The 26,328-nt window shown below is 71.3% G+C and carries 33 protein-coding genes, 1 tRNA gene and 5 riboswitches; of the genes, 14 read left to right on the top strand and 20 right to left on the bottom strand.

Features of this window, described 5'->3' with window-relative positions; translation table 11 throughout:
• Positions 1–17: 17 nt before the first annotated feature.
• Positions 18–818, top strand: a complete 801-nt coding sequence (locus tag LQ327_RS28670; protein ID WP_230739365.1) for a GntR family transcriptional regulator — start codon at positions 18–20, stop codon at positions 816–818.
• Positions 819–847: 29 nt separating this feature from the next.
• The gene (locus LQ327_RS28665; protein ID WP_230739364.1) at positions 848–1,273 is read left to right on the top strand and encodes a nuclear transport factor 2 family protein; all 426 of its coding nucleotides are present in this window, start codon (positions 848–850) and stop codon (positions 1,271–1,273) included.
• Positions 1,274–1,298: 25 nt separating this feature from the next.
• Here LQ327_RS28665 and LQ327_RS28660 read toward each other — a convergent pair whose 3' ends face one another.
• The 3 genes from LQ327_RS28660 to LQ327_RS28650 all read right to left on the bottom strand — a co-directional run bounded on the left by LQ327_RS28660 (position 1,299) and on the right by LQ327_RS28650 (position 2,558).
• Positions 1,299–1,580, bottom strand: a complete 282-nt coding sequence (locus LQ327_RS28660; protein WP_230739363.1) for a hypothetical protein — start codon at positions 1,578–1,580, stop codon at positions 1,299–1,301.
• A 125-nt stretch (positions 1,581–1,705) separates the two neighbouring features.
• Positions 1,706–2,038 carry a hypothetical protein gene (locus LQ327_RS28655; protein WP_230739361.1) on the bottom strand — a complete coding sequence of 111 codons (333 nt, stop codon included), beginning with the start codon at positions 2,036–2,038 and terminating at the stop codon, positions 1,706–1,708.
• An 82-nt stretch (positions 2,039–2,120) separates the two neighbouring features.
• Positions 2,121–2,558 (bottom strand): MerR family transcriptional regulator, encoded by a 438-nt coding sequence (locus LQ327_RS28650; RefSeq protein WP_230739359.1) that lies wholly within the window; start codon positions 2,556–2,558, stop codon positions 2,121–2,123.
• A gap of 25 nt (positions 2,559–2,583) precedes the next feature.
• Between LQ327_RS28650 and LQ327_RS28645 the strand changes: the two genes are divergently transcribed.
• Positions 2,584–3,294 (top strand): SDR family NAD(P)-dependent oxidoreductase, encoded by a 711-nt coding sequence (locus LQ327_RS28645; protein WP_230739357.1) that lies wholly within the window; start codon positions 2,584–2,586, stop codon positions 3,292–3,294.
• A 33-nt stretch (positions 3,295–3,327) separates the two neighbouring features.
• Here the strand turns inward: LQ327_RS28645 and LQ327_RS28640 are convergent, their stop codons facing one another.
• Positions 3,328–4,131 (bottom strand): SAM-dependent methyltransferase, encoded by an 804-nt coding sequence (locus tag LQ327_RS28640; protein WP_230739764.1) that lies wholly within the window; start codon positions 4,129–4,131, stop codon positions 3,328–3,330.
• Positions 4,132–4,327: 196 nt separating this feature from the next.
• Between LQ327_RS28640 and LQ327_RS28635 the strand changes: the two genes are divergently transcribed.
• Positions 4,328–4,400, top strand: a tRNA-Arg gene (locus LQ327_RS28635).
• 19 nt (positions 4,401–4,419) lie between these two features.
• Here the strand turns inward: LQ327_RS28635 and LQ327_RS28630 are convergent.
• The 15 genes from LQ327_RS28630 to crcB form a co-directional block, all read right to left on the bottom strand.
• Entirely contained in the window at positions 4,420–4,740 is a 321-nt protein-coding gene (locus LQ327_RS28630; protein ID WP_230739356.1) for a hypothetical protein, read from the bottom strand.
• Between the two features lie 86 nt (positions 4,741–4,826).
• On the bottom strand, positions 4,827–5,504 hold the full coding sequence (locus tag LQ327_RS28625) for a TetR/AcrR family transcriptional regulator (protein WP_230739355.1): 678 nt from the start codon (positions 5,502–5,504) through the stop codon (positions 4,827–4,829).
• A gap of 491 nt (positions 5,505–5,995) precedes the next feature.
• Positions 5,996–6,190, bottom strand: a complete 195-nt coding sequence (locus LQ327_RS28620; RefSeq protein WP_230739354.1) for a hypothetical protein — start codon at positions 6,188–6,190, stop codon at positions 5,996–5,998.
• Between the two features lie 1,047 nt (positions 6,191–7,237).
• A complete protein-coding gene (locus LQ327_RS35345) occupies positions 7,238–7,666 on the bottom strand; it encodes a DUF3040 domain-containing protein (protein ID WP_372460773.1) in 429 nt (142 codons plus the stop codon).
• 21 nt (positions 7,667–7,687) lie between these two features.
• A riboswitch (Fluoride riboswitch) is annotated at positions 7,688–7,751 on the bottom strand.
• Between the two features lie 167 nt (positions 7,752–7,918).
• A riboswitch (Fluoride riboswitch) is annotated at positions 7,919–7,984 on the top strand.
• A 510-nt stretch (positions 7,985–8,494) separates the two neighbouring features.
• Positions 8,495–9,100 (bottom strand): histidine phosphatase family protein, encoded by a 606-nt coding sequence (locus LQ327_RS28610; RefSeq protein ID WP_230739352.1) that lies wholly within the window; start codon positions 9,098–9,100, stop codon positions 8,495–8,497.
• 48 nt (positions 9,101–9,148) lie between these two features.
• Positions 9,149–9,694: a universal stress protein gene (locus LQ327_RS28605; protein WP_230739351.1), complete on the bottom strand. Its 546-nt coding sequence runs from the start codon at positions 9,692–9,694 to the stop codon at positions 9,149–9,151.
• A gap of 50 nt (positions 9,695–9,744) precedes the next feature.
• Positions 9,745–10,239 carry an inorganic diphosphatase gene (locus LQ327_RS28600; protein WP_308286394.1) on the bottom strand — a complete coding sequence of 165 codons (495 nt, stop codon included), beginning with the start codon at positions 10,237–10,239 and terminating at the stop codon, positions 9,745–9,747.
• A 266-nt stretch (positions 10,240–10,505) separates the two neighbouring features.
• Positions 10,506–11,249, bottom strand: a complete 744-nt coding sequence (locus LQ327_RS28595; protein ID WP_230739349.1) for an acetate uptake transporter — start codon at positions 11,247–11,249, stop codon at positions 10,506–10,508.
• The gene (locus LQ327_RS28590) at positions 11,246–11,572 is read right to left on the bottom strand and encodes a DUF3040 domain-containing protein (protein WP_230739347.1); all 327 of its coding nucleotides are present in this window, start codon (positions 11,570–11,572) and stop codon (positions 11,246–11,248) included. Before LQ327_RS28590 ends, LQ327_RS28595 begins: the two co-directional genes overlap by 4 nt.
• Positions 11,573–11,693: 121 nt before the next feature.
• Positions 11,694–11,758: riboswitch (Fluoride riboswitch) on the bottom strand.
• 240 nt (positions 11,759–11,998) lie between these two features.
• Entirely contained in the window at positions 11,999–13,330 is a 1,332-nt protein-coding gene (gene eno, locus LQ327_RS28585; RefSeq protein WP_230739345.1) for a phosphopyruvate hydratase, read from the bottom strand.
• Complete coding sequence (locus LQ327_RS28580) at positions 13,327–14,190, bottom strand: 2,3-bisphosphoglycerate-dependent phosphoglycerate mutase (protein WP_269071145.1); 864 nt, start codon at positions 14,188–14,190, stop codon at positions 13,327–13,329. Before LQ327_RS28580 ends, eno begins: the two co-directional genes overlap by 4 nt.
• Positions 14,191–14,216: 26 nt before the next feature.
• Positions 14,217–14,283: riboswitch (Fluoride riboswitch) on the bottom strand.
• A 42-nt stretch (positions 14,284–14,325) separates the two neighbouring features.
• Complete coding sequence (locus tag LQ327_RS28575; RefSeq protein ID WP_230739342.1) at positions 14,326–15,093, bottom strand: hypothetical protein; 768 nt, start codon at positions 15,091–15,093, stop codon at positions 14,326–14,328.
• Between the two features lie 262 nt (positions 15,094–15,355).
• The gene (locus LQ327_RS28570) at positions 15,356–15,625 is read right to left on the bottom strand and encodes a hypothetical protein (protein WP_230739341.1); all 270 of its coding nucleotides are present in this window, start codon (positions 15,623–15,625) and stop codon (positions 15,356–15,358) included.
• Between the two features lie 457 nt (positions 15,626–16,082).
• Complete coding sequence (locus tag LQ327_RS28565; protein ID WP_230739340.1) at positions 16,083–16,463, bottom strand: fluoride efflux transporter FluC; 381 nt, start codon at positions 16,461–16,463, stop codon at positions 16,083–16,085.
• Entirely contained in the window at positions 16,460–17,056 is a 597-nt protein-coding gene (gene crcB / locus LQ327_RS28560; RefSeq protein WP_230739339.1) for a fluoride efflux transporter CrcB, read from the bottom strand. The genes LQ327_RS28565 and crcB overlap by 4 nt, the downstream gene beginning before the upstream one ends.
• Before the next feature lie 296 nt (positions 17,057–17,352).
• Positions 17,353–17,420, top strand: a riboswitch (Fluoride riboswitch).
• A 354-nt stretch (positions 17,421–17,774) separates the two neighbouring features.
• On the opposite strand from crcB, the gene LQ327_RS28555 reads away from it, so the two are divergent.
• The 8 genes from LQ327_RS28555 to LQ327_RS28520 all read left to right on the top strand — a co-directional run bounded on the left by LQ327_RS28555 (position 17,775) and on the right by LQ327_RS28520 (position 24,159).
• Positions 17,775–18,485 (top strand): GPR1/FUN34/YaaH family transporter, encoded by a 711-nt coding sequence (locus LQ327_RS28555; protein WP_230739338.1) that lies wholly within the window; start codon positions 17,775–17,777, stop codon positions 18,483–18,485.
• Between the two features lie 591 nt (positions 18,486–19,076).
• Positions 19,077–19,757 (top strand): hypothetical protein, encoded by a 681-nt coding sequence (locus LQ327_RS28550; protein WP_230739336.1) that lies wholly within the window; start codon positions 19,077–19,079, stop codon positions 19,755–19,757.
• A gap of 233 nt (positions 19,758–19,990) precedes the next feature.
• Positions 19,991–20,488 (top strand): MarR family winged helix-turn-helix transcriptional regulator, encoded by a 498-nt coding sequence (locus tag LQ327_RS28545; RefSeq protein ID WP_230739334.1) that lies wholly within the window; start codon positions 19,991–19,993, stop codon positions 20,486–20,488.
• Positions 20,489–20,783: 295 nt separating this feature from the next.
• Entirely contained in the window at positions 20,784–21,437 is a 654-nt protein-coding gene (locus LQ327_RS28540) for a hypothetical protein (protein ID WP_230739332.1), read from the top strand.
• A 245-nt stretch (positions 21,438–21,682) separates the two neighbouring features.
• Entirely contained in the window at positions 21,683–22,408 is a 726-nt protein-coding gene (locus tag LQ327_RS28535) for a hypothetical protein (protein ID WP_230739330.1), read from the top strand.
• 197 nt (positions 22,409–22,605) lie between these two features.
• Positions 22,606–23,397, top strand: a complete 792-nt coding sequence (locus tag LQ327_RS28530) for a hypothetical protein (RefSeq protein ID WP_230739329.1) — start codon at positions 22,606–22,608, stop codon at positions 23,395–23,397.
• Positions 23,398–23,443: 46 nt separating this feature from the next.
• The gene (locus LQ327_RS28525) at positions 23,444–23,845 is read left to right on the top strand and encodes a universal stress protein (protein WP_230739327.1); all 402 of its coding nucleotides are present in this window, start codon (positions 23,444–23,446) and stop codon (positions 23,843–23,845) included.
• Positions 23,836–24,159, top strand: a complete 324-nt coding sequence (locus LQ327_RS28520; RefSeq protein ID WP_230739325.1) for a hypothetical protein — start codon at positions 23,836–23,838, stop codon at positions 24,157–24,159. The genes LQ327_RS28525 and LQ327_RS28520 overlap by 10 nt, the downstream gene beginning before the upstream one ends.
• Before the next feature lie 464 nt (positions 24,160–24,623).
• On the opposite strand, the gene LQ327_RS28515 is transcribed toward LQ327_RS28520, so the two are convergent.
• Positions 24,624–25,007 carry a hypothetical protein gene (locus tag LQ327_RS28515; RefSeq protein WP_230739323.1) on the bottom strand — a complete coding sequence of 128 codons (384 nt, stop codon included), beginning with the start codon at positions 25,005–25,007 and terminating at the stop codon, positions 24,624–24,626.
• Positions 25,008–25,402: 395 nt separating this feature from the next.
• On the opposite strand from LQ327_RS28515, the gene LQ327_RS28510 reads away from it, so the two are divergent.
• Together LQ327_RS28510 and LQ327_RS28505 are read left to right on the top strand one after the other, a co-directional pair.
• Positions 25,403–25,549: a hypothetical protein gene (locus LQ327_RS28510; protein ID WP_230739321.1), complete on the top strand. Its 147-nt coding sequence runs from the start codon at positions 25,403–25,405 to the stop codon at positions 25,547–25,549.
• 526 nt (positions 25,550–26,075) lie between these two features.
• On the top strand, positions 26,076–26,328 hold a 253-nt coding region (locus tag LQ327_RS28505), incomplete at its 3' end, for a TetR family transcriptional regulator (protein ID WP_230739319.1).

Here is a 26,328-nt window from a genome sequence, read left to right as displayed (position 1 = left end):
AAGCGGGAAGGAGGCGCATGGGGCCGAGGGCACTGGAGCGGGCGGGCGGGCGGCCGCTGTGGGCGCAGCTGCAGGACGACCTGCTGCGTCGGGTCCGCGCGCACGAGTTCGACGCGTCCTTCCCCGGCGAGCTCGCCCTCACCGAGGAGTACGCGGTCAGCCGCCACACCGTCCGTCAGGCGCTGGGGCAGCTGCGCGCGGACGGCATCGTCGTCGCGGAGCGCGGGCGGCCGCCGCGGCTCGCGCGAGGCGGACCACCGCCGGGGATCGACCAGCCGGTGGACGAGGTCTACAGCCTGTTCGCCTCCGTCGAGGAGTCCGGCCGCACGCAGACGAGCACCGTGCTGCGCCTCGACCGGATCGCCGACGGCGTCGTCGCCACCCGCCTCGGGCTCGAGGAGTCGACCCCGCTGCTCCTGCTCGAGCGCCTCCGCCTCGCCGACGACGAGCCGCTGGCCTGGGATCGCGTGTGGCTGCCGTGGTCGGACGCCGAGCCGCTGGTCGGGGTCGACCTCACCCGCACCGCGCTCTACACCGAGCTCGCCGGCCGCGCGGGCATCCGTGTCGACGGCGGCCGGGAGCGCATCCACGCCGACGTCGCCGACGCCACCGTCGCCCGCCTGCTCGGCATCGGAGAAGGCGCGCCGATCTTCGAGATCGACCGACTCGGCTCGTCCGGGGACCGTCCCGTCGAATGGCGCCACACGACGGTGCGCGCCGACCGCTTCTGCCTGACCGCGACGTTCGGGGCCGGCCATGGGGGCGCAAGTCCTTGGGCACTCGAGCAGGCGGGCCCGGCGGCCGGTCCCGCACACTGAGGGCCCGACCCGACCTCTGGAGGACACCGATGGCCGACACCGCACTCATCCCGGCGGCGGCGAAGTCGCTCGCGCGCTGGCACGAGATGGTCGCGGCCGAGGACATGTCCGGGCTCGCGGAGATCGTCCACCCCGACGCGGTGTTCCACTCCCCCGTCGCGCACATCCCGTACCAGTCGCGCGAGGCCGTCGTCCTGGCCGTGACCACCGCGCTCGATGTGTTCTACGACTTCAGCTACCACCGGACGTTCACCGCGGCCGGCGGTCACGACGTGGTGCTCGAGTTCCGGGCGCGGGCGGGCAACCGCGACGTCCACGGCGTCGACATGATCGCGTTCGACGACGACGGGTTGATCGTCACCTTCGAGGTCATGGTGCGCCCGGGGTCGGGCCTGCAGGCCCTCGCGCGGGAGATGGCCGAGCGGGTCGGGACGCAGCTGTCCGGCTACGCCTGATCCGGGCCGTCCGCCCGACGGCGGGTCAGTGCGCCGGTTCGATGTCGTCGAGCCACGACCGGACGGTGCTCGCCGTCAGGCCGTCGACCGGCGTGAGCAGTTCCCGGAGCTGACCGGTCATGCCGGTGACGGCGGCGCGGTCGAGCCGACCACCGGAGCCACCTCGGGCGCTGAGTTTCTGGGCCAGGTCGATGACGCGGTCCCGGCTGCCACCGTCGAGGCCCCCCTTGTTGAGGTCCTCGATGTTCGCCAGCACCGAGCGTGCGGCCACGCGGGCCTGCTCCCCTGCTCGGTCCTCCTCCATCACGCGCCGACGCTACCGGAGGAATCGACCCGATCGACACCACGCGATGCGGTGGGCTGCTCACACGCGGCGGGCGTCGAGCGGCGTGCGGTCGCCGGGATGCGGGCGTCGCTGTCGGGGCGGCTCGCTCAGCGGCGGGCGCTCGCCGCGATCCGGCCGTCGCGGGGTGACGGCGCGGCCTGCTCGTCGTCGGTGGTCCGGGGCCGGAGCAGCGAGTTGCGGTGCGCGACGATCGCCGTCGCGAGCTGGTCCGCGTGTTCCCGGACGGCGCCGCTCTCTTCGCCGGCGACGTCCTCGACGGCACGACCGACGACGTCCGCGATGCGGGCGAGCTCGTCGAGGGCGTCCGCGGACCAGAGGAAGCGGTCGGCGTCCTGGGGACGCGTCCGCGCCTGGCTCACCAGCCGTCGCAGTGCGTCGGTCGCCTCGCGGGCACTCGACGTCTCACACTTCTCTCCCACACGCGAGGGCTACCCGGGCGTCGACGAGGCACGCCCGGGAGCGCTCGAAAAATGCCCGATGTCACATCTCGGCAACACGGGGTCAGCGGGCCGGCGCCCAGAGGGTGTCCGCGTCGCCGGCCGCCATCCGCCCGCGGTAGATGTCGATCTTCCGCTCGATCTCCTTCAGGTGCTCCTGGGTCTCGGCGAGCTTCTGGAGCACCTCCGCGTGGTGGGTCTCGAGCAGCGCCAGCCGCTCGTCCTCGTTCCCGGGCCCGGCCGCGACCAGCTCGGCATAGCGCCGCATCGTCCGGATCGGCATCCCGGTGGCCCGGAGCTTGCTGCAGATCGTGATCCACTTCAGGTCGGTCCGGTGGTAGCGCCGCGTGCCGCCCGACGTCCGGTCGACGGCGGAGACGACGAGCCCGGCCCGCTCGTAGTAGCGCAGCGTGTGAACGGAGACCCCGGTTCTTCTCGCTGCCTCGCCGATCGTGACGCCGGCGGCGGGGATCGGTTCGCCGCTTTCCTTGACCTTGAGCACGCTCTAGATCGTAGCGTCGGTCGTCATGAACGGTGTCGATTCGACGATCACGCTCGTGACCGGGGCGAACAAGGGTCTCGGGCGGGAGACGGCCCGCCGTCTGGTGAAGGCGGGTCACACGGTGCTGGTGTCGGCGCGGTCTCCTTCGGCTGGGCGCGAGGCGGCGTCCGACGTCGGGGGCACGTTCGTCCCGCTCGACGTCACGTCCGACGCGAGCGTGGCGGAAGCTTTCGCGTTGGTGCGCGACCGGTTCGGCCGGCTCGACGTCCTGGTCAACAACGCCGGCATCGTCGGGCCTCGCTGTCCGTTGCCGGAGGTCACCGCCGACGACGTCCTGGGCGTGCTCGACGCGAACGTGCTCGGCGTCGTCCGGGTCACCCGCGCGTTCCTTCCGCTGCTGCGGGCATCCGCGCACCCGCGCATCGTCAACGTCTCGAGCGGGACCGGGCGCCTGACCTGGCAGGTCGAGCGCGGCTGGCCCCAGGACGTCGCGCCGCCGATCTACTCGATGAGCAAGGCAGCGCTGACGATGCTGACGTTGCAGTACGCGCAGTCGCTGCCGGGAATCCTGGTCAACGCCGCGTGGCCCGGCTACACCGCCACCGGCCTCAACGACCACCAGGGCACCCAGACCGTCACCGAGGGCACCGATCCGATCGTCGCGCTGGCGACGCTGCCGCCCGGTGGTCCGACCGGGACGATGCGGGGCCGGAAGGGTGCTGTGGATCCGTGGTGACGGCTTACCGGGTCGTCGAGCGATCCCGACCGGCTAACCCCGCAGGAGGGGCCGTGACACGTATTCGGTCGGCAGGGACGTGATCGGCTCGTCGGGCTCGACGTCCGCCCGCCGGCGGGCGACCGCCCGCACGTAGCCGAGGTTCCGACCCCGGTCGGCGGTCACGGCGTCGATCTCGACGTGGTTGTCCGGGCTGACCGCGCGCTGCCACTCCAGCCACCGCTGCCATCCGTCGGGCATGGTGTCGGCCCGCTCGACGTCGAGGAGCCCACTGCGCTCCCAGTGTCGCCGCCACCAGGCCGCAGAGTGCAGGCACGCCAGGCTCGGCTCCCACCACGACCTCAGGTGCTCCGGCACCGGACCGTCCAGCTCGTCGACCAGGCCCGCCCCGGCGATGCCGAGCGCGCCGGCGGGGACGAGGAAGCGGGCGAGAGTGTTCGCGTAGAGGTCGTCGGTACCGAAGTAGACGAACGAGTCGACGCTGACGACCGCGTCGAAGAAACCCGGGGCGAACGCCAGCGACCGCGCATCGGCACGCAACGGGAACACCGCGTCCTCGACGCCCGCATCCCGGAACCGGGCGAGACGCTCGCCGGGGTCGAACCACAGGTCGACCGACCACACCTGCACCCCGAACTCGCGGTGCAGGAACACCGACGAGGTGCCACGCCCGCTGCCGAGGTCGAGCACACGCATGCCCGCCCGCAACTCCATGGCCTCGGCGAGCCACTCGGTCAACCACAGCGCGTTCGCGCCCCCGCTGGCGCCGGTCAGGATCCAGTCGGGGTGGTAGGCCGACGACCGGGGAAAGCGCGGTGGCTCCTCGGCGTTCGGCATGGTCACAGGTCGATCCTGCCAGGCGCGGAGGGCCGCGCAACGGCCTTCGAGACCCAGGTCGGGACGCCGCGACGAGGGCCTTCGGTACGGCGGCGGCGTTCACTGCTCCGACGACGCGGTGTGGACCGGATGTGAGCCGGGGGTCGACCGGGGAGGACCACGAGCGACGACGAACGTGCAGCTAGGCTGCACCCGGGCCCCCGTAGCTCAGGGGATAGAGCACCGCTCTCCTAAAGCGGGTGCCGCAGGTTCGAATCCTGCCGGGGGCGCCCACGTTGACCAGCGGTTTCACCATTCGACCCCAGCGACCGTGACCGCGCCGAGAACGGTCTGCGTGAAGGCCAGGACCGGAGTGCGCGCCTCCATGCGCAGCATCTGCACCGCGATCACCCCGACGAGGGGGGCGACCAGGCCGAGTCCGAAACTCGCGAGCATGAAGCCGGCCCGCGCCCCGGCCAGGTTGTCCGCGTAGAACGCGACCGTCTGGGCCGCCGAGTAGTCGGCTCGCGGGGGCACTGGGAGGACTCCGGCAAGGGTGAACCCGGCCAGGACCACAACCAGAGCCACCAGACCGCTCCACGCGCAGGCGAGCTGCACTGTCCGGGTCATCCCTCTCCTCTTCTCCCGGCTCGATGCGAGGCGCCGGGCCGGACTCTGATTCAGCCCGTCGGCGCCGCCTCGCATTTTAAGTCAGATTAAGGCACGGCGAGTCCGGGTGCCGGTTCGCCTGCCCCCGGCGGGACCTCCCGGGCCCCGGCGCGCTCGCAGGCAGACCCGGACAGCGCCCGCAGGACGAATCGCTGGAACGACTCGACGTCCACCGACTTCTCGGAGCCGCCGGAGACCTTCCACTGCGGAGCGAAATTCAGGGCGCCGATCACCAGCAGGTACGCGGTTCCCACGTCGATCCCACGGGCGAGAAGTCCCTCGTCTGCGAGCGAAGCGAGGAGCCCGCGCCAGAGCTCTCCGTAGGAGCGCTGGGTGCCGGCGAGGCTCTGACGCGCCGCAGCCGGCAGTTGACCGGCGACACGGAGACTCGCGGACGCCGCGCCTGGGGTGGAGAGCGCGATCTCGAGATGGGCAGCAACGGCGACCGCGACACGGTCCAGCGAACCAACGCTGTCCTCGAGCCGCGAGAGCCGGTCGGCGACATGATCCGTGATGGCGTTCTGTCCCAACAGGACGACCTCCTCGATCAGCGCTTCTCGGGATCGGAAGTAGTGGTAGGTCGCCGAGGTCCGAACATCGGCGATCTCGGCGATCTCCGCGAGCCGGGTACCGGAGTAGCCTCGTTCGTCGAGCAGCACGGCGGCGGCTCGAAGAAAGCGTTCGCGGGTATCGAGAGAAGGTTCGTTCGACGATTCAGATCTCACGCCCCCTCACCCACCTACTTCGCGACAGGCTGCGACGCGGCTATCCGAATGAACTGGTCGAGGGCAGCGGGGTTCTGCAGCGCTCCTCGACTCACAGCTCGCTCGGGGTCGGCGCCGGCCAGGATCTTCTTGACCGGTCGGGGGTGGGGTGGGTGTGCAGGCGGGGCCGGCAGCGGGCCCGCCGGGCCGGGCCGGCGCACACCGCGAAAACGGGGCCCACATAGGCCGTGATAAATGGGCCTATCACGGCGTCGGCGTCCGGAGTCCGTCCATCCGGTGGCCCTCGGGAAGGCTTCCGGAGGCGACCGTTCGATTATCCCTCGCTCGGGGCCCTCCATCACCTCGAGGCCGCTCTCGGACGGCACCGACGCCGATGGGACGGCGCTCCTCAGATACTCAGGAGACCGACGTGGACCTGTCACGTCGACGACGATTCAACCTCGACGACCTGACGCCGGGCTGTGTCCTGGTCAGGTCGCCCGGGTCGGCCCTCAGACGCGCAACCCACCGCCTCCGCCGCCACCCTGAGGCCCGTCACCGAGGCCGAGCCCGCGGAGTCGGCGCCGGGCGATCACGACGACAGCGAGCGCGATCAGCCAGACCACCTGCAGCGGCGTCGGGGCGGCGACCACGAAGACCCCGCTCGCTACGATTGCCAGTTCCGGCAACTCGTCGACCAGATCCACGGTGACCGCCTCGATCCATCTCGACGGGATGTTCGTGACGGCGCGGGATCGGGTTCGAGTCCGCTCTCCGGTGATCCGGCGTCAGGCTGAGTCCTGCCTTCGGTTGTGTACTCGCCCTGGCTGATCGTCGTGAAGCACGGCTGGCTTCCCACCCGCACGTGTAACCGGACCCGCCGAGATCGACGCCCGACTGCGCCTGTTATCTCATATCGTGAGCGGACGTGCGCATGTAGCAACCGGCTTCGGTCGGCCCGGGGCCAGGGATCGCCTCATCGATGAAGGGTGGCCGGCCAACTCTTGCCGTGCAATCAGGCGCAACGGCTGGTGTCCTTCACAAATTTCCTTAGGCTCGACGGAGTACACGAGTCCTCTCGCGCGAGTCGCCTGAACCGACTCCCTGAGCAGAAACGCTAACGAGATGGACGCCTCCTGGAGTTCCCAACGCGTCGAGAATATCCGCCCGGGATCCTGGCTATTCCCCGGTTATCAATTGGCAGGTTGCTCGGGCTTGTTGGTGTCCGAGGGCGGCGATCGGACCTGGACGGGCGTTTGGGGCGTCCGGGCAGTGAATTAGCCGGTGCTGGATGTGCGAGGCGGCGCGCCGACTCCACGACCGCGAACCGCAGCACGTACTGCTCCGGAGTCAACCCAGCGCGGGCGGCCCGGCCACCGATCACGACCTCGACACTGCTCGACGCGATGCCCCTTGTCGAGGGTGGCGAGCCCGGAGACCAGGCCTAGATGCGATGTCGCCTGAGTCCGCCCACATCTCACGCTTCTGGCTGATCCACGACTTGGACACGACGCAGCAATCCACGCAACGGTGCGGACCAATCGGCAGTGCGGCAGGCCGTGATATCCCGGATTATCACGGCCTGTCCGCATCACCAGGTCCCGCCGGGACATCAGAGGCGCTGGCGCCAAGGAGAGCCGTGGTGTCGCCACGTGCACGACGTGACCCATGCTGGCGTGGTGGCCGCTGTGCGTTGTTGGGAGCGTTCCTCGGTATTGGCGGCTACGCCCGGGGGCGCGCCACCAATATCTCAGTCATCGGGTCACGCTGGACCCGCTTGCTTGCGCTCCGCCAGGCCATCGCGGTGCGTCATGGTGCCCGCGGACGGGGATATGACCGAGCATGGCAAGGGTCGCCCAGCTCAGGGTCGGACCGAGAGTCGGTGCGCAGACCAGTCCGAGCACGGTCCAGTCGTAGTTGTGCAGCAGCGCGCCCGCTACCAGCGGCGCTACCGCGAGCGCCATGCAAACCAGCAATGCGAGTGCCACCACGAGGTCGCTGCTCGGGCGGCGGAGGTGCCCGGCTCGCCATGAGAGCATGCGCTCGAGCTTGGGGTCGCTGGCGGCGAGTTGCTCCGCGAGTCGCGTGAGGCTTTCCTGCTCGGCCCCGCTGAGCTTGCGTGAGGGATTCGGTTCCTTCTGGGCGCCGCGGAAGGCTTTCCCTGACGTCCTGCGTGATCTCACCTGCGGCCTCCTGCACGGTTGAACCGAACAGGGACCATCAGCAGGGATCCTGCGCTTGAAGGCGAGTCCCATCGCCTGTGAGGCACAGCCTAGCCCGGTGGCGGGCGAGATAGAAGGCATGCAAGGGGCCAGCCGTGAAGTTCTGGCCCCGGCGGGCTTCGCGATGATGACCGGACGGCCTAGGGCATTGCGAAACGAACCTGTGAACTTTGGGCGCTTGTTGAACCGGGTCGGACCTCGGCTACGGTAACCTCCGCATCAGGTGATGGGACTCGCCTTCAACTGCGGAATGGCACCGCTGATGGTCCCTGGTCGGAGATCTCGACTAGGAGGCCAGGAATGTTCTCGGTCAGCGGCAGCGAGGTCTGGGTGCTGGTGTGCCTCGCCGGGGCAGCAACGATGTGCGTTGCGGCGGTCGCGCCGCCTCCGGTGGTCGCCGTGATGGCTTTGCTGCTCGCGTTGGCGGGTGTGGCCGGGGCGGCCGCGGCGCTGCCCGAACCGCGGGAGAACGTCGGACTCGGGCTCCCGCGGAGGGCGGGCTGGATGCTGATGTGCCCGTTCGGCGCGGCGGTCGGCGCGCCGATCGAGATGCAGCTTCCATCGGAGGTGTTGCAGGAACCGAGTCCTTCGGGTCCGCGACCGCTGGTGTCGGTGCTCGACACGCTGTCCTTCCGGGCGTTGTGCGCGGAGTGGCGGCGCTGCCTCCCCGCACCCGGCCAAGTCGCAGCGAGACCAGCCGGATCAGCTGAGTTGACCGCCACATCCACACCGGAGACGACGCCGGAAGACTCCGGCTACCCGCCCACGGAGACAGCCGCTCGCGCCCGGTCACGAGCTCGGCGCGGGTGCGGCGCCGGCGACCTGGTTGACGAGATCGATGACCCACCCGGAATCGGGACGATGGTGGAGCATGTTCCAGCAGGCGGTGTGCTGAGTGATCGTTTGCGGCTCGCCGAGCGCAGGATTGAGCGCTGCGAGCAGGGCGCTGTTGGTCGCATCGTGAGAGATCAGCACCACCGGACCCGCCCGTGCCTCGTCCCACTGCTCGTTGAGCACCTCCAGCATCCGCCGTGTCACGTCGTCGCGTGGTTCGACGCCCGGCGCCCGATCGAGGCTGCCCCATTGGGCCTCGGCGTCGGGTTGCGCTTGACCGGCCCACTGCCCGTAGTCCCGGTCGATCAGCCGCCGGTCGTTCGCGACCGGAACTCCGGTCAGCTCCGCCAACGGCGCGACCGTGGCGGTGGCTCGTTGCAGCGGGCTGGACACGATCCGCCGGGGGCCGAAGGCAGCGATGGTGCGGGCGAGTTCGGCGGCCTCCCGCTCCCCGGCGGCGTCCAGGGGCGGGTCGAGCCGACCGCGCAGCCGTCCGGCGCTGTTGAGTGCGGTTTCGGCGTGTCTAAGGAGTAGCACGCAGTTCTCGGGTATCGGGCTCACGGGGTTGACCTTGGTGGTTGATGTCGATGCCGGAACGGTGGCGACCGGTCAGTGCGTCGCGGCGGGGCGGTGGGCTCGGGGCGGCACCACGAGGACAGGCCGATGGGTGTGAGCGATCAGCCCGTGGGAGACCGACGGGCGTCCCAGCAGGCGGCTGGCGATGCTGCCCGCCCCCTCCCCGCGGGATCCGACGACGAACATCATCGCGTCGCAGTCGTCGGCGACCTGGCGTAGCAGCGCGACCGGGCTGCCGTGAGCGGCGTGGTAGGTCCAGCTCGTCGGGCTCGCGGCCAGTGCGGTCTGCACGTCGCGCTGTTCTTGGGCGAGGTGCTCGGCGGCCTTGCGGTCCCAGTCGGGGTCATCGGAGCTGAGCGGATAGTCGGTGAGGTCGACGATGTGGACCACGTGCAGGGTGGCGTTGAGGCGGGTGGCGAGGTCGGCGGCGAGACCGAGGATGGTGTCGCTGTGCTCGCCTTCGGCGTAGCCGAGCACGATGTGCGCTGACGGCGCTCGCTCGGGGTCGGGCCCCTGGGTGTGCAGTACCGGACCGGGCAGGTCCGCGTCGTCGACCTCGGGGGTGTTCTCGTCGGGCACGATCTGTTCCGCCCTCCTTGTTCCGGATTGGGGATAGATCTGGCTACGGGTCAGCGCGGCGCGACTTTGTGGCCGCGGGCGTGCTGCTGGCGATAGCGCTCGATCGATTCGTCGATCTCGAGCCGGGCCTGCTCCCGGTCGGCCCATCGGGTCCCGGTGACCGGCTTGCCGGGCTCGAGCTGTTTGTACACCTCGAAGAAGTGGGCGATCTCGGCGCGGATGTGCCCCGCGAGGTCGTCGATGTCGCGCAGGTGGTCGTAGCGGGGATCGCCCCGGGGCACGGTGAGCATCTTGTTGTCCGAGCCGTGCTCGTCGGCCATCACGAACACGCCGATGGGTCGGGCGTCGATGAGGCAGCCGGGGAAGGTGGGGGCCTCGGTGAGCACCAGCGCGTCGAGCGGGTCGCCGTCGAGGCCCAGGGTGCCGTCGAGGAATCCATATTCGGTGGGGTAGCAGGTCGCGGTGAATAGCTGCCGGTCGAGGCGCAGCCGACCGGTCTGGTGGTCGAGCTCGTACTTGTTCCGTCCCCCTTGCGGGATCTCCACGGTCACATCCACCGGAGCACTCGCCTTTCTGGTCGTTGAGCCGGTTCCCGGCTGGAACGGGGGTGGGGCCGGGGTAGGAACTCCCGGTGCCGGCGCGGCGGCATCATGACCGCGCCGGGCACCGGGAGCCCGTGGTGACCGTGACGTTCAGGGGCTGGCCACCCTGACGTGGAGGGAACCGAGCCACTCTCATCAAAGGGGCCTGAGCGTCACAGCCACGATCGGCGGCGACCCGGTCGGGTCGCCGTGGTGGCGGAAAGGGTTCTTCAGGTCAGCGGCCCCACCGGCAGCAGCCGGCGCCCGAAGGTGCCGGCGACGATATCGCTGGCGGCGTGGTACCAGGCCAGGACAGCGAACGCGAGGGTCACCCAGCCTCCCGCGAGGGTTGCGGCGCCGGAGCCGGTGCCCTCCCCGATCGCCAGCAGCACCAGCCCGATGAAGATCAGCGCGAGGATCACCGCCAGTACCGCGTCGGTGCGCAGTGAGGCCACGAACAGATACGCGGTGATCACCGCGAACATGGCCAGGAACAGGCACAGCCCGGAGGACAGCGTGGCCGCGGGGACGGTGGAGGCGAACAGCGTCTGGATGGCCGCGAAGATCACCCAGAACGGCCCGTACGTGCCGAACACCGCGGCCCCGAACAGGTTCCCCCGCTGGATCTCCAGGATGGCCACGATGATCTGGATCAGGCCGCCGAAGAAGAACGCGACGGGGATCACGATCGCCGCGCCGGCCTTGTCGATCAGGCCGGTGTTGTACATCCCGAGCATGAAGGAGGTGGTCGCGAACGCGGTGACCGCCCAGGCGCCGGGGTCCGCCGACCGCCCGCCCGGGTCGGCCGGCTCGGAACCGCGGCGTCGCGAGGCCGGTTCCAGATCCGGACTCGCGCGGGCGTCGGTGCTCTCGGCGGTGGCCATATCTGGATCTCCTTCGATGGGGTGGGCAGGCACGGGTAGCAGGGGTTGTTCCAGCGGGGCGGCGGCGGTGCCGGTCTCCGGGGTGATCACTGCGGGGTCCCGTCGCGGAAGGCCACGAAGTGGTGGCGCCGAACCCAGCGCAGGGTGGCCCACATGCCGGCTGGGGCGGCGACGAAGCCGGTGATGACCCCGACGAGCAGCAGTGGTGGCTGCATCCAGGCCACGCCGAGGGCAATCGGCACCAGCCCGGCCGCCATCCAGGCCAGCAGCACGGTGATCACGGCCAGCTCGCGCGCTGCTGACTGCGGGGCCTGCATCGGCTGCGATAACCGGCCCGAGAGCCGCGGATCGGAGGCGCTGAGATGCTCCGCGAGCTCGGTGAGGGTGCGGTGCTCGGTGGGGGTCAGTGCCATGACCGCGGCCCTGCTGAGTGCGCGGTGCGGTCGGCGGCGGACCGACGCGGGCCGCTGACCGTGCTCCTCGCGGGGAAAGCGGGTGTGGTTGATGGCATGGGGTCTCCTGCGCGGTGGTGGATACCGAGCAGGGACCGTCAGCAGGGAGACCTGCGGTTGAAGGCGAGCCCCATCGCCTGTGGGCCATCAAGGTAGACCTCACGTCGGGCCCGACAACCCCCCGAACGGGTGGCTCGTGCCGGTCACGGGGGGTTGCCGGGCGCCCGGACGGCGGGGTCGTCGATCGGGTGGTGCGCTGGGGTCGTCGACCGCGGGCGACGGCACCTATGGCGGGTGCGGGAACGGGCGGTGCGGGCGCGGCGGGCCCCGCCGACCCGGCCACGGGCGGGACCGGAAGGGCCTCGGCCGTGGCCGCAGCCGGGGGGTTCATCCGGCCTGCGCGGTGCTGTGTGCCGGGCCGTAGGGCAGCGAGGGGTCGGTCTCGGCGAGGTAGAGCAGGTGGTTGTACTTGGCGATGCGTTCCCCCCGGGCCGGGGCTCCGGCCTTGAGCTGGCCGCTGCCCGCGCCCACGGCGAGGTCGGCCACGAAGGTATCCAGCGTTTCCCCGGAGCGATGCGACACCATCGCGGTCATCGACCTGGCACGCGCGAGACGCAGCGCATTCAGGGTGCCGGTCACGGTGCCGACCTGGTTGGGTTTGATCAGTACGGCGTTGCTGTAGCCGTGGTCGGCGCCGTAGCGGATGCGGTCGACGTCGGTGACGTAGAGGTCATCGCCCACGATTTGAATCCGGTGCCCGGCCCGGGCGTGGAATCGTTTCCATCCGAGGTCGTCGTCCTCGGCGAACGGGTCCTCGATCAGATGGATGGGATATTCGTCGATCAGCGACTGGTAGTACTGCGACAGGCTGTCACGGTCGTAATCCGTGCCATTGACGGTGTACTTCCCGTCGCCGTGATGGAAATGGTTCGCGGCGGCGTCGATGGCGATGCTGACCCCGTCCGAGCCGAAGCCGTAGCCCGCGGCGGCGATGGCGTCGACGAGGTGGTCCAGGACGACCTCGGGGTCTGTGATGGGGGGCGCGAACCCACCCTCGTCGCCGAGCCCGGTGGTGCCGTGGCGCCGCCGGAGCTGGCGGCCGAGGGTGTGGTAGACCTCGGCGCCGATGCGGATCGCGTCCTCGAGATCCGCGGCGGCCACCGGGGCGATCATGAACTCCTGGAAGTCCAGTTCGCCGCGGCCGTGCGCGCCACCGTTGATGATGTTGAAGTGCGGCACGGGCAAGGCCGGGGCGGTATCGAGCAGCTGGGCGAGCCAGCGGTGCAACGGAACCTGCTGGGTGTGAGCGAGGGCGCGGCAGGCCGCGATCGAGGTCGCGACCGCGGTGTTGGCGCCGAGCCGGGCGAAGTGGGGGGTGGCGTCGAGGGCCGCCAGCGCGTGATCGACCTCGTCGAGGTCGTTCCAGGCCCGCATGCGCAGCAGGGGACGGATTTCGGTGTGGAGGATCCGCAGCGCGTGGGTGACCCCGCGGCCCTCGAACGCGGCGCCCTCGTCGCGCAGCTCGACCGCTTCGTGTGCGCCGGTCGACGCTCCGGCCGGGGCGCTGGCGCGGGCGATGGTCCCGTCGGCCAGGATCAGGTCGACCTCGATGGTGGGGTAGCCACGGGAGTCCAGGATCGGGCGGCCGCGCACGTCGGCGATCTCGCAGGGTCGCTGGCCTGTGGTGTCGCTGGTGGTGCTCGGGGTGTCGTGGGTCATCGCGGTTCTCCGTGCTGGCCGGGGATCGGTGCAAGTGGTTCTCCGCTGCCGAGGGTTGAGAGGTATCGCCCGCCGCGGGTCTCGGTGCGCAGCAGCCAGTCGAAGCGGTAGACCAGCGGTGTGGCGGCGGGGATCGTCAGCTCCCGCAGCTCGGCGCTGCTGAGGTCGTCGAGCACCGCGCACAGCGCGCGCAGCGAGTCGCCGTGCGCGACGACCAGCACGGTGCGGCTGCTCAGTGCCAGGGCCGGCAGGATTCGTTCGCGGTGGAATGCCGCGGCGCGCAGGGTGACGTCGGCCAGCGACTCCGCCCCGGCGAGGTATTCCGGTGCGGCGGGGAAGGTGCGGTGTCGCTGCCGCTGGGCGGCGGTCATCGGGGGCGGTCGGAGGTCGACGTCGCGGCGCAGCCGCAGATACTGCTCGTAGCCCAGCTCGTCGACGAGCTCGGCCTTGCGGCGGCCGGTGTAATCCCCGTAGTGGCGCTCGTCGAGCCGGTGATCCACCGTGGCCGGGCAGTCGGCGAAGTCTCCGGCGATGGCGGCCAGGGCGGCGGTGTCGCGGGCCCGGGTCAGGGTGGACGCCCAGATCTGGTCGGGGCGCAGATTCGCCCGCCGCAGCATGGCCCCGGCCCGGCGGGCGGCGTCGCGGCCCGCGTGCGTCAGCTCCGGGTCGCCCATGCCGGCGAGGATGCCCGCGGCGTGGCTCTTGCTCTCTCCATGGCGCAGCAGAACCAGCGCCGCCCCGTGCAGGTCGGACCGTTCCCCTCTCTCACGACGGACTGCGGCGGGGGAACTGTCCCCGTCGCCGGTGACCGAGCGCAGTGGCCGGTTTCTGGGTCGGGGTGGTTCGCGGGATGTGTCCATGGAGGTCTCCTGGGTGCGTGGTGTCGGTGCATCCAGGGACCATCAGCGGCCTGGTGGCCGCGGTTGTTGGCGAGTCCCATCGCCAGTTGTGAATGGTATCGCGGTGCGCGGGTTTCCCCTCGCCGCCGAACGCGCTCAGCGGGTACTCCGGGCGGAGCGACCCGGTGTGTTGAGCTGCCGGATCCGCTCGACCAGGGCCACCGGTCGGGTCAGCAGCAACGAGCTACCGGCTCGAGACACGATGCGCCGGTCGGCCCGGGTCAGCTGCAGCCCGCCGTGGGCTCCGAAGGGCTGGCCCCGGCGTACCACGAGGTCGTCGGGGCCGAGATCGAGATCGGCGAGGTCCACGGCGAGGACTTCGCTGACCCCGGGCCGCACCTTGTGCAGGTGCTCCGCGGTGCGGCCGGCCCCGCGCGCGCCGCGCCCGAGCAGCACCACCCCGGGCGGCCCGTGAACCCCCGGGGAGCACAGCCCACCGTCGGGCAGCACCGGCTCGGGCGCCGGGTCGTCCGGCAGCGGGCTCGCGTCGATCACCAGCCGGGTGACCGGGCTCCCCGAGGCCCGCCCTGGCGCCGCGAGGGCGACCGCGGTCGTGAGTCCCCGCACCGCCCGAGCAAGCGCGCGGCCCCGACCCCACCGGGACGGTGCTGTCTCGACCACCACGGCGCGAGGCGCGTATCGCGCCAGCTCGCCCAGCGCAGCGCCGATCGAGGGGGCGGCGTACTCGAATGAGCGCACCACCCGCGCTTCGGCCGGCCCGAACCGGGCGGCCGCGGCGCGGGCCGCTTGCGCGGCGCGCAGTTCGCGGTCCGCCGCCACCGCGGCGCCTCCTGCCCGGGCCGGGGCGTGCAGCCCGATCACGTCGATGCCGCAGCGCCACCACCGCGAAAGCTCATCGGCCAACGCCAACGCGTCGCCGCTGGCGTCGTCGCCTGCGCACGGCACCAGCAACGATCCAGTCCCGGCCCGCCCCGGGGATGTGCAGCTGTTGCGCTGCGCGCTTCCGCCCGCGCTGCCGCGCCCCGGGGTATCTCGGCTCTGGCTGGTCAACAGGTCACGATCCCTACATCTCACCAAGGCGTTTCCATGAATCTCGCGGAACGTGTTCGGCGCCCGGCCGTGGGACCAGCGTCGACGGCCGGATCGTCAAACCGGCCGCGCGGGGCTATTCGGCCCAGGCCGACGGAACGATGACCCAGTGCGGCCGGGAATGACGCGGCCGAGGCCCGGGCCAGCGCGCCAGCCCGATGACCCCCTGGATCGACAAATGCCAGAGCGCGTCGGCGGCGACCCGCGGTTCGATCCCGAACCGCTCCCACAGCCGGTCCGCGAGCTGGTCGGTGGAGAGCGGGAATCCGTCGTTGGCGTCCAGCTCGGCCAGCATCAGCCACTGCGCTTGGGCGCTGTCGGCGAGCGGTTTGTCGCGGTGGGTCATCGTCGCGGTCCCCGGCAGCGCACCGCCCGACACCCGAGCCGGATCCCGTGGCTCTGCGACCTGACACGACGTGGCGGGGGCGCGCGCAGACCGTGCCGATCCGCCCGGCCGCCGAGGCCCCGATCCGCGAGTGCCGCCGACGGCCCAGCCGGGTCCTCGACCGGCGCGCCGACGCGAGCCCCCGACGTCCGGCCGTCGTCACGTCCGGCGGAATCGACGACGCCGTGATCGCGACCGGTACCGGTCCGCGGGGCTGCCCCACAGCTACTGACGGGGGAAGACAGGGTCCGCACGACGCCTCCTGCACAGTCGAAGACCGATGCAGGGACTGTCAGCAGAGAACTCTGCGGTCAAAGGCGAGCCCCATCGCCTAGCGGCGTAGCGAACACCATCAGCGCGCGGCCGGCCATCCTCTGAACGAGTGACCGCGATGCGACCCGGGCCGACAGAGGTGGACTCACAACACCGAGGACCACAGGGCGGCGCCGATGACCAGCCCGATCGAGGCGGCGCCGATACCGGCGAACGCCGAGGCGACCACGTTGAGCATCGCGTGTGAGGACTCGTCGGCTTCGGCGAGCCGGACGGTCTCGTAGGCCAGGGTGGACCAGGTCGAGAGCCCGCCGCAGAACCCGGTGCCCAGCGCGGCGACGACCGGCGAGGGGGCGTGCCCACCCAGCACGATCCCGAGGACCAGCGCGGCGAACAGGTTGACCGCGAAGGTCCCCCACGGGAACGAGGTGCTGTGGGTCGTCTGCAGCGCCCGATCGGCCAGGTAGCGGGCCGGAACACCGAACAGCGCGCCGAGCGAGACCCACAGGGCGGCGACCAGGCTCATGGTGCGCTCCGGCGGGGTACGCGGCGGCTGGTGCGGCGGGCCAGCGCGAGACCGAGTGCGGCGGCGCCGACCGACCCTGCGGTGGTCGCGAGGAGGTAGCCCAGCGCGGTGCCGAGGTGACCGCCGCTGAGCAGCTGCTCGGTGTCGACCGAGAACGTCGAGAAGGTGGTGAATCCGCCCAGCACTCCGACCCCGAGCAACGGCCGCACGATCGGGTGCGCGGTGCGGGCCTCAGCGACGTGCACGACCAGGACACCCATCAGCAGGCAGCCGACGATGTTGATCGTCAGGGTGGCGCTTGGGAACGCGCCGTGCGCGGTCGGCCACGCGACCCCGACCGCCCAGCGCGCCAACGAGCCGATCACCCCGCCGAGCGCGACCGCGGCCACGATGGCGCCCTGCCCGCGCAGAATGTCGGCCCCGGGCTCGCGGCCGGCGATGACGTCCTCGGCGATCTCGGGCTGCTCCGCGCGGCCATCAGGGTGCGCGGCGCCCACCGCCGCGGTCTGCTCCGCGGTGGTCTCGACCGCCGGCGGGGGGTCGGGTGGGTCCTCGGCACGGGACCGACCGGCGGGTGGGTGGTCATCGCTCATGAGGCGGTCTCCTAGCGCGCAGCGTCGTCGCCGGTCCCGCCGGGACCGGCCCTCGGGTCGCACCAGGGACCATTGGCCGTACGGCCGCCGCCTGCCGTGGCCGGCGACCGTGCTGCGGTTCTCGGCGAGTCCCACCGCCGTCAGCGACAAGCTAACCCCGGCGCAGTTGCTCGCGGCCCCCACCCTCGCGCTGCGATCTCCCGCGCCGGGCCATCGCTGCCCCACCCGCCGACCTGGTTCCCCCTACGTTGCCCCGAATGGAGTACTGACAACTCGTTGACGAGGAGTACATTCCACAGGATAAAGGTGATGGGGCTCACCTCTCTAACCGCAGACTCTGTCTGCTGACGGTCCCTAGTCGTGGTGTTGACGACTGGGGAGCGTGAGGCCTATGACCTCCGGGATCGTGAATCTGCCCGTCCCGTATCTGGCCGCTGAATCCCGCGCCACCCACATCCGGGACGGCCCGATCCTGTGACCCGGGCGGGCCCGGTGCCACGTGCGCCGCGCCCGCCGACCGGAAATCGCAGCTCGACCACTTCTTTCCTCCATGGGGCGGTCGAGACCGTCACCGCCAACCATCGCCTCGACCGATCACGGGCACCGGCGATGGCAATTCGTGCTGGCCCGCGCCATTTTCCGGGCCAGGCCACGCGCGTCGCGACCGCGACGCGACCCAACCCATTTTCGGTGATCGTTCACGAAGGAGTGCTCCGAGATGACCGAATCGACTCAGCGCCACGCCGCCACAGAAAGCGACGGAACCGGCGCCAACCTGACCGTCGAAGAGATCCAGGAGGGAGAACACCTACAACTCGGGCGGACCGCGGTCCCGGTCCACGTCGGCGGGTTCAGCGACCCGCTGGTGTTCGGACTGCCGGTGTTCGTCGCCGGCTCGCTGGTCCTGGGCTTCGCCCTGGTCGGCTTCGTCCCGATCCCCAGCGGGCTCGGGTCGGTGCTGCCCGAGACCACCTTCGCCGCCGGGCTCGGAGAGTTCACCACCGCGCTGTGGGCGATCATCGTCGGCAACTCCATCGTCGCCTCGATCTTCGGGCTGTTCGGGGTGTTCTGGTTCAGCCTGTTCGTGCTGGTCACCGGGCTGTTCAACGACTGGTTCAAGATTCCCACCGCCTCGACCAGCTCCGCCGAGGTCATGTTCTTCCTGGCCTGGACGATCGTGTTCGTGCTGCTGACGCTGGGCATCCTGCGGCTGCCGCTGGCCTACATCCTGATCTTGGTCTTCGTCGACCTCGCGGTCCTGGGGAACCTGCTCGCGATCGGTCTCTCGCTCCCGATCCTGTTCGTCGCCGCCGGCATCGCGGTCCTCATCTTCTGCGCGATCGGGCTCTACGCCTTCCTCAACGTGGCCTGGACCGCGACCGGCGCCACCGGTGGCCTGCCGCCGCTGGGACCGCCGCTGTGGCGTTGACCAGGCCATGACTAGGACCTCGGGCCGCGGGCCGGGCCGGCAACGATCCCGGCGCACCCGCGGCTCGAGGCCAGCCTCCACCGAACCGGCGCAAGCCCAGAGAGGGGACCTGCCCCATGCGCACTCATCGTCACCGTGACACCGAAGAGGCACGTTTGGGCACCCCGAGGCCGCTGGTCGGGGCGGAGGCGTCACCACTACACCGCAGACGGGGCCAGCCGGCTGCCGCGGGCGTCTCCGCCATCGAGCTCGGTAAGGCGTCCGGCGAGTCACCGTCCCGACAGCGACGCGTGAGGCGGTGGGCACCGTGACCATTGTCGAGTTGCTGGCGCTGGGTCGAATTGCCGATGGTCTTCGGCGTGACGATCCCGATCTCGCGAAAGCCCTCAGCGGCCGGAGGTCGATGACACGCGCCCGAGAACCCGACGCCCGAGGGGCAGCTGCCGCCGATCGTCCCGCGCGGCGCCGTGGGCGCCACCCGCGGCCTCGTGGCCTCGTCGGGTGGTGGGGCGCCGCCCTGTCGCCGAGGTCAACGAAACCAGGAGACCGGCCGCCGGCTGACGGCGATGCTCCGGACAGAAAGGGACGGCCATGACCTGGTGGGGAGCGCGGCGCGAGCGCCGAGCAGAACGACCCGGCGAGACATTCGGGCCCGGCGGGTCGGGCGACCCGCCGCCGGCCGGGTTGCCGGTGCTCTCGCGCGGGCGCCACCACGGTCCGGAGCAGGGCAGCTGTGTGATGGAGTACGTCTCAGTGCTGGCCGGAACCCCGTTCAGCGCCCACCCGGCCTGCACCCACCCCCACCTGGCGTGGCTGGCCCGCCGAGTCAACGACCGCCTCGACGAGAGCTCCCGTGGCCGGCTCGCGGTGCTCGCGCCCGCGCTGATCGGAACCCGGCGCCCTCATCCCGCCATCCCCGCAGCGGTCTACCGAGCGATCGCCCGCGCCGGCCTGACCGCAGCCCCCGACGAGCACATGCTGCAAGACGTCGCTGAACTCGCCGGCCGCCACGTCGACTGGCACACCGCGTCCGGTCCGAACGGCCGCTCGTGGCGCCGAGCACGACCGTGGCAACCGCTGTGGACCGTGGACCGCCACGCGCTGCTGGCCACGGCCTGGGCCGCCGCGGACCGACTACCCCACCCCGAGGGAGATCGGTTGCTGCTCGCCGCCCTCGCCGACGCAGTCACCACCACCCGCGACACGCTCGGCCTCCCCCCGATCACGACCGGCCTCGACAGCGAGCGCGGCCCACGACCCGCCTCGCACTGAGCATGGATTCGCCTGCCTCGTCCCGGACCCCGCGACTGGGTCCCCGTTCGCGCTCACCGCCCGGAACGTCTTCCCCAGCTACCTGGCCAGCTCGGCGGGGGCGGCACGGACAGTGTCGGTGAGTAAAGCCCGCTCGACCGGAGCGGAGTCCTGGTGCACGCCCACCGAGGTCTGCTCCGGAGCCGCGAAGGCGCGGCGCGCGAACTCCAGTCGGACCTGCTGTGGATAAGAGGATGCCGAACGAGATGGACGGGATGGAACGGCGACGGGACGTGGTGCCCGACGAGCTGTTGACCCACCTGATCGCGCAGCTCGCACACCTGCTCGAGCGCCGCGTCGACCGCGCCGTCGCAGATGCCGGGCTCACCCTGCGCCAACTCGTGGCGTTAACCCTCATCGCGCAGCGCCCCGGGCTGAGCCGACGTGAGCTGGCCTGCACCCTGCTCACCACACCGCAGGCCGTCAGCCCGCTGGTGTCCCGGCTCATCACCGCAGCGCTGATCGAGTGCACCGCGAGCCGGGGATCGCACCCCGGAGGCCTCACGCTGACCGAGGCCGGTCACCAGGCCCTGCAGCAGGCCGCGCCCCACGCCGCCGTCGCCGAAGCCGCCGCCCTCGACCCCCTCGACGCCGCCGAGGTCGCCGCTAGCGGCCGAACCCTGCGGCGACTCCTCACTCGCCTCATCGGCCACACGCACGACACGGACGGGGCGGTTCACGCCGCCATGTAGGAGGTCTGTTCTGAGTTCATCGAATTGGCCGCTCCTGATCGCGGGGTCAACGCCAAGTACCTGAGAGGAGGCTGGAATGGGGCGGTCGACCCGACCCTGGCCGGGCGCCGGGACGATGCCCCGCATGCTCTCGCGCCGCAGGGTCATCGCGGTGCCCGATGGGGCCCGCGGTCCCGGTCCACATAAACATCTCGTCGTCAGCTGACCCGGTGGTATTCGGTCCGCCGGTCTTTGTGGCCGCTACGGAAATAGCCAGTCGCCCCGGTCGGGGCTCACTAGTTCGGAGGTCAATCTCATGTACGTGTATCGCTATCGCGACGCCGATCCGGTGCGTTCGGGCGCCGCGATGCCTTTGCTCACGGCGGGTCGCCATCACCACACCGGGGACGGCGCCTGCCTGCTGGAGTACGTCTCGCTGCTGTGCGGCGAGCGGTTCGGGGACCATCCACGCGCCGTGGATCCAAGCCTGGCGCAGCTGGGCCGTCTGATCAACGACGCGCTGTCCGATCAGACTCGTCCTCAGCTGACCCTGTTCGCCCCCGAACTGATCGGAACGCGCTCGCGGTCGCGCCGCGACCTGGTGCAGGCCGCGGTCGCGGTCACGCTCGCCGACGCCGGGCTGCTCCTGGCTCCGGAGGAGACCCTCTTCTGGCGCCTCGCCGCTGAGGCTCGCCGCCTCGAGCACCGAAGCAGCCGCGGTCCCGGAGGGCGGCGCGGGGCGCGATCGCTGATCGCCCGATGGGGATGCGGGCCCGCGACGTTGGCCAGCACATTCCAGCGACTGCGAGCGCGGCTGCCGAGCGCGACGCCCGAGCGCGACGAGTTCCTGCTGCACACGATGCGGTCCGCTATCCGCAGTGTGCACGCCTGCCTGGACGGCCCCGGCGAGTCGACACCCACCCCGCCGGCGCCCGGGCCGGCCGCGACCGCCGGGCAGCTCTCCGGTTAGCCGGACCGGGGACGACCGAGGTCGCCGCGCGCGGCGCTTCCGGCATGGCCACCCGGGTTGTTCTCGTCTCAAGAACGGAGGTGCCGTGGGGGCCGCAGCGATACTGACGACGCGGGTGAGCCGGCTCCGTGACAGGGAGCCGGCGTGGCCCGCGCCGGTCGCGGGGACGTGATCAGGTTCGGGTCACCCGAGGCACTCGGGAAAAGCTGGGCGCGGTCACCCACGCCGGCAGTGTCGAGTTCAAGGTGGCGCTGGCCGGCCCGGCGGGCGCGGCGGCCGAACTGCTAACCGGACGTTCGTCGCTGGCCTGGAGCCAGCGTCGGATGTATCTGCTGGACACCCCGGCGCTGGATCTGCTGCGGGCCGGTGTCGAGGTTCGTCTGCGAGGTCGGGCCCGGGGGCGCTACGACCTGGCGGTCTCCGCCCGCCGGGCGGGTCCTGTCGATGAGGCGGATGTCCCACCCGGCGCGCGGATCGAGATCGACGTGACGCCCGGCTCGACGTGGCAGGACATCGAGGTCCGGCGCGGCGTGGATCCGGGCGTCGCGGCGGGCGTGATCGGTGGCGATCTCCCGCCAGGGCGGCTGCTGTGCCCGGCCCAGCGCGGGTGGGCGTGCCACGGCGGGCACGAGATCGTCGACGACGCGGGCCTCGAGGGCCTGGTGGTGCACGGCCCGCTGGTCGTGCACCGGGTCAAGAGCGCCGGAGAGGTCCGGGTCGACCTGGAGCATTTCCGGTTCCCCGGTGGCCGGGAGCTGGTCGAGCTCTCGACCCGCTGCCGACCCGAGCAGGCCACGGCGAGGGCGACGGAGTTCGAGCGGCTCCTCGATGAGCGCGGCATCACCGTGTACCCGCGCTACCGAGCCAAGAGCACGTTCTGGTTCGCAGACCTGGCTACCCGGCGACGAATCCGAACTGCGGGACCGACACGACCCGCTGCGCGCCGAAGTGATCCAGCGTTCCCCGGTTGAGGGAGCGCCGACGACCAATTGCAGAACACCGAGGAATCGCATTCATCGCTCAGACACCACCGAATCGGGTCACCATCGCTGGCGCACCCGCCCGGCTGGGCTGTAAACTAACGCGCTAGGTGATGGGGCTCACCTCAACTGCGGCAGAATCCGCTGACGGTCCCTGGTTGCACGTCTGACCAGGGAGGCCGCGTGGGATGAGCATCAACGGCACCAACAGCCCCAGCGGACGCCCGGCCGGTGGGACCGCGGCGCTGGCCCTGCTGGCCAAGGCGCTTCCGACGGGACCGTCAGTGTCTGTCGTGGCGGTCGCCACCGGGTGCGCCGCGGCCGCGTTCCCATCCTCGGCGGCCGGCGTCGGCGCCGTCGCGATCACCTTGCTGGCGATCACGTTCATCGGCGTCGCGGTCTGTCTGTGCGAGCCGGCCAGCACCGGGCACGCCGACCCCGGCTCCAGCCGGCCCGCGGGGCGGCTTCCCCACAGCTCGCAGCAGGCACTGATCCTGCTCGTCCTGGCGATCGCGATCGGCTGCACCGCGCCAGCGTTCATGCACCACACCTCGGCGTCGGGTGCGCTCGGTGAGCTGGTCACCCTGGTCGTGGCCGCGAGCATCCTGACCTTCGCGGTGCTGGAGTTGCTGCACGCCGCAGCCGCGCAGCTCCCCGCGCCCCCACCCTCCGAGGCTCCAGCGCGTAGGCCGGTCGAGGTGGTGAGCGAGTGGTCCCACCGCGCGGTCTCGCTGGAGTCGTTGCCGACCGCGTCGCTGTGCCGCGAGTGGAAACTCAGCTTCCTCGCCCTGCGCGCCACCAGCGACGCCCTGGGCCGCGCCCGGGTCGTCGACGACCGGCGCCGGTATCTCGATGAGCTGGCCCGACGGGACCCAGCAGGATTCCAGCGGTGGATCACCGACGACCCCTACCCCGTCGCGGGACATCCCGAGAACTTCATCGCCGGCTCCCCTACCCCACCGCCGGTCAGCGAGGTCTGAGGATGACGCGGACTTCGCGACCGACCATGACCAGGCGCGGTGCCCCGTGAGGCGCCCCAGCTCCGCGCGGACGCGTCGAGACGAGCTCGTCGTCGGCTACGACGGCAGCGCCGGAGCCCGCGACGCGCTCGCCCTGGCCGTACCCCTGGCCAAGCTCTGGCACGTCGACGTGCAGGTACTCACCGTTCGCACCCCCGTGGTCCTCGGCGGGTCGCGCGCCGCGGCAGACCGCGAACTGGCCGCGCTGCGCTGCGCCGAGACCGGCCTCGCAGGCCTCACGGGGGGGGTGCGGGCCCGGTGCGCCGAGCAGCAGGCCTCCAAGGTCGCCGCGGGCCCGCACGCCGCAACGGTGGGCCATGCGGGTCTGCTGATCGGACGCACTCACCGGCGGCTACGGGCCCGGATCCGGCCGCATCACACCCTGTTCGAGGACGCCCGGTGCCGGTAGCCGTGGCCCGCCGCCACCGGCGACCTCACCCCGAGCTGCGCCACGTAGTACTTGCCCTGCCCCCGGACCAGCACGTCGAGGGCTCAGCCCAGGACGGCGCCTTCGCGGCCCTGCTCCTGTTCGCCGAACGCTACCTGCGTCACGCCGGCCTGGGTGTCACCGTCTGCGCGCTCACCACCGACGCCGATGCCGTCCACGAGGCGTTGGCCGCGGCCGCGTTCGAGCTGCGCTGGGTGGTGGAACGACCAGTGCGGACCAGCGTGGCCGCTGACCCAGGTCAGCGGCTGCACTGTCCCGGTGGGGCACGAGTTTGACCGTTGAGCGAGGCCGGAGGACTCTCGACGGGACGCGGCGGCCCGGCGTCTGCGAGGTGAACGGACCCCAGCGGATCGAGCGCCGGGCCCCGCGTCGCCCCGTAACCCCGGTGTCAGGGGCGGCAGCGCTCAACCGGCATGCCCGGCCGGGTGCATGATCGCTTCGTCGGCGAGATCGCTGAAGGCCCAGCACGCCCACCAGCCGCCGGGTTTCGCGACGTCCTTCGGCTCGTCGCGGCGCCAGACCGCTCTTGCGCCTCACCGTCATCCGCGGGACCCGCGCACGGTCACCGTTTAGCGGCAGATGACCCTCCCAACCCAGACGGCAAGGGCGAGAACCGGGCGGGACCTACCGACATGGCGCAACCGGGATCCTACCGAGCACCAGGACTGTCACCGAACCCAGCAATGAGAGATCCCGTCCTCGTGACAGTGCCCTGATCCCACAGATACCGACCCGGCGGTTAGGGCCCGGGGGGCTGAAGGTCGGCTGGATAGTCGCCGTGTTCGCTGTAGTGCTCAACGACACGGGCCCGGTCGTCGGCGTTGAGGCCGTCGAACCACGCCTTGTACCGAGCACGGTCCCGGTTAGCGCGTTCGGCGACCGCTTCGACGCGCTCCGGGGCCGGCGGCTGCCAGCCGGCGCTGCGCAGGCTGGCGACGATCTTGCGGGCGATCGGCCACGGCGCGGTCGATCCCCAGGACTCCAGCGCGTCCACCCGTCCCCGGCGCTCGGCGGCGATCCCGTCGCGCACCGTGAGAATGCTCGCCACCCGGCTGACCGCGACCTCGGTGGTATCCAGATCGGCATAGGCCGCCGCCGCGATCGGGTCGATCTCCTCGGGCATCAGTCCCCCTTCCGCACCCCGCCGCCTGAGCGTTCCCCGCCGCCGGAGTGGCCAGCCAAGATCCTGCCGCAAGACCGTGGATGTTGGAACTGCGGGTCTCGCCGCGGTGCCTCGGCCCCGGGCGCGCCATTTGTCCGATCGGGCCGGGCGGCTCCGCTACCGCCAACAGGTGGCGGGAGCCCGGTGAGAACACAGAAAACGATGTCGGCATCGGTGGACGCGGCGCCTTGGACCAGCACCGCGGACGTTTCCGGCCACCGGGCCATGACTGATCCACTGAACGGGGCGCGGCCATGAGGATTGGCGAGCTCGCGATCACAGGGCTTCGTGTCCCCGGCGCGGATCGGCCGAGCAGCCCTGGATCTCGGGGCCCGGTTGGCCGAGACTGCCATGTCGTGACCGGACTGCCCAGCGCGCGGGGCGACGATGACGCCGTGCTGCGGCGGTGGGAGATCGCGACAGTGCTGCTGCTGGTCTCTGCGGCCCTTGCCGCGTCGGCGGCGATCGTCTGGCTCCTGCTCGACCTCACCGCCTCGGGCTGAGCGGAACAGGCCCGCCGCGATCCGGGCGACCGGCGCCGCGCACCGGGCCGCCGGTGCCACAGACTCGAGCCCACGACAACCGACGGACCGGCCTGCACGCCTGGCCCGGGCCGCCCGGGCCGCCGCCTCCCCAGATCATGTGACGGCTGCTTGGCGGACTCCGGACCTGAATTGGACTGCTTCGTATGGCCCCGTCCCTCGGCGTGATCGGATGCTGCGTCCCGATCCGGCTGCGCCCTCGCCGAAGTGATTGAACACCGCAGGGAGCGGTAGGACGCTGCTACTCGACCCAGAGCCGATGTCTGGTCGGGCAGGCGGACCTACCTCCCGATGCAGCGCGGCACCGGTTGGTGACGCTTCCACCGCGCATATACTCCGGTCCTGATCCCGGTGCCCGTCTCATTGTCGCTGCAGTGTTGCCGATACCCCGGCCCGGAACCGCCGGTCACCGCCTGCGGCGTGGCCCGGGCCAGGCCGCCCTCGACCGCCCCAGTCTCACGCTCGGCCCATGGAAAGCACCCCACCGATGACCAGCCCGCCCCCCGCCGACGCCCAAACCGGCCACCGGGCCGGTCTCCCGCCCGAGCGTGGTCGCCCGAACCGGCAACAGCAGCGCGCCGCGACGACCCGCCACGCCATGCTGGTCGCTGCCGGCGAGCAATTTGCCGCGCAGGGGTATCACGGCACCAGCCTTAACGACCTGCTCAGCCAGGCGCCGGGCAGCAAAGGCGCGCTGTATTTCCACTTCCCCTCCAAACACGACGTGGCCGCCGCGCTGG

It is taken from the genome of Actinomycetospora endophytica, assembly GCF_021026375.1.
Lineage (GTDB): Bacteria > Actinomycetota > Actinomycetes > Mycobacteriales > Pseudonocardiaceae > Actinomycetospora > Actinomycetospora endophytica.
This window is presented reverse-complemented; position numbering and strand designations above follow the sequence as displayed.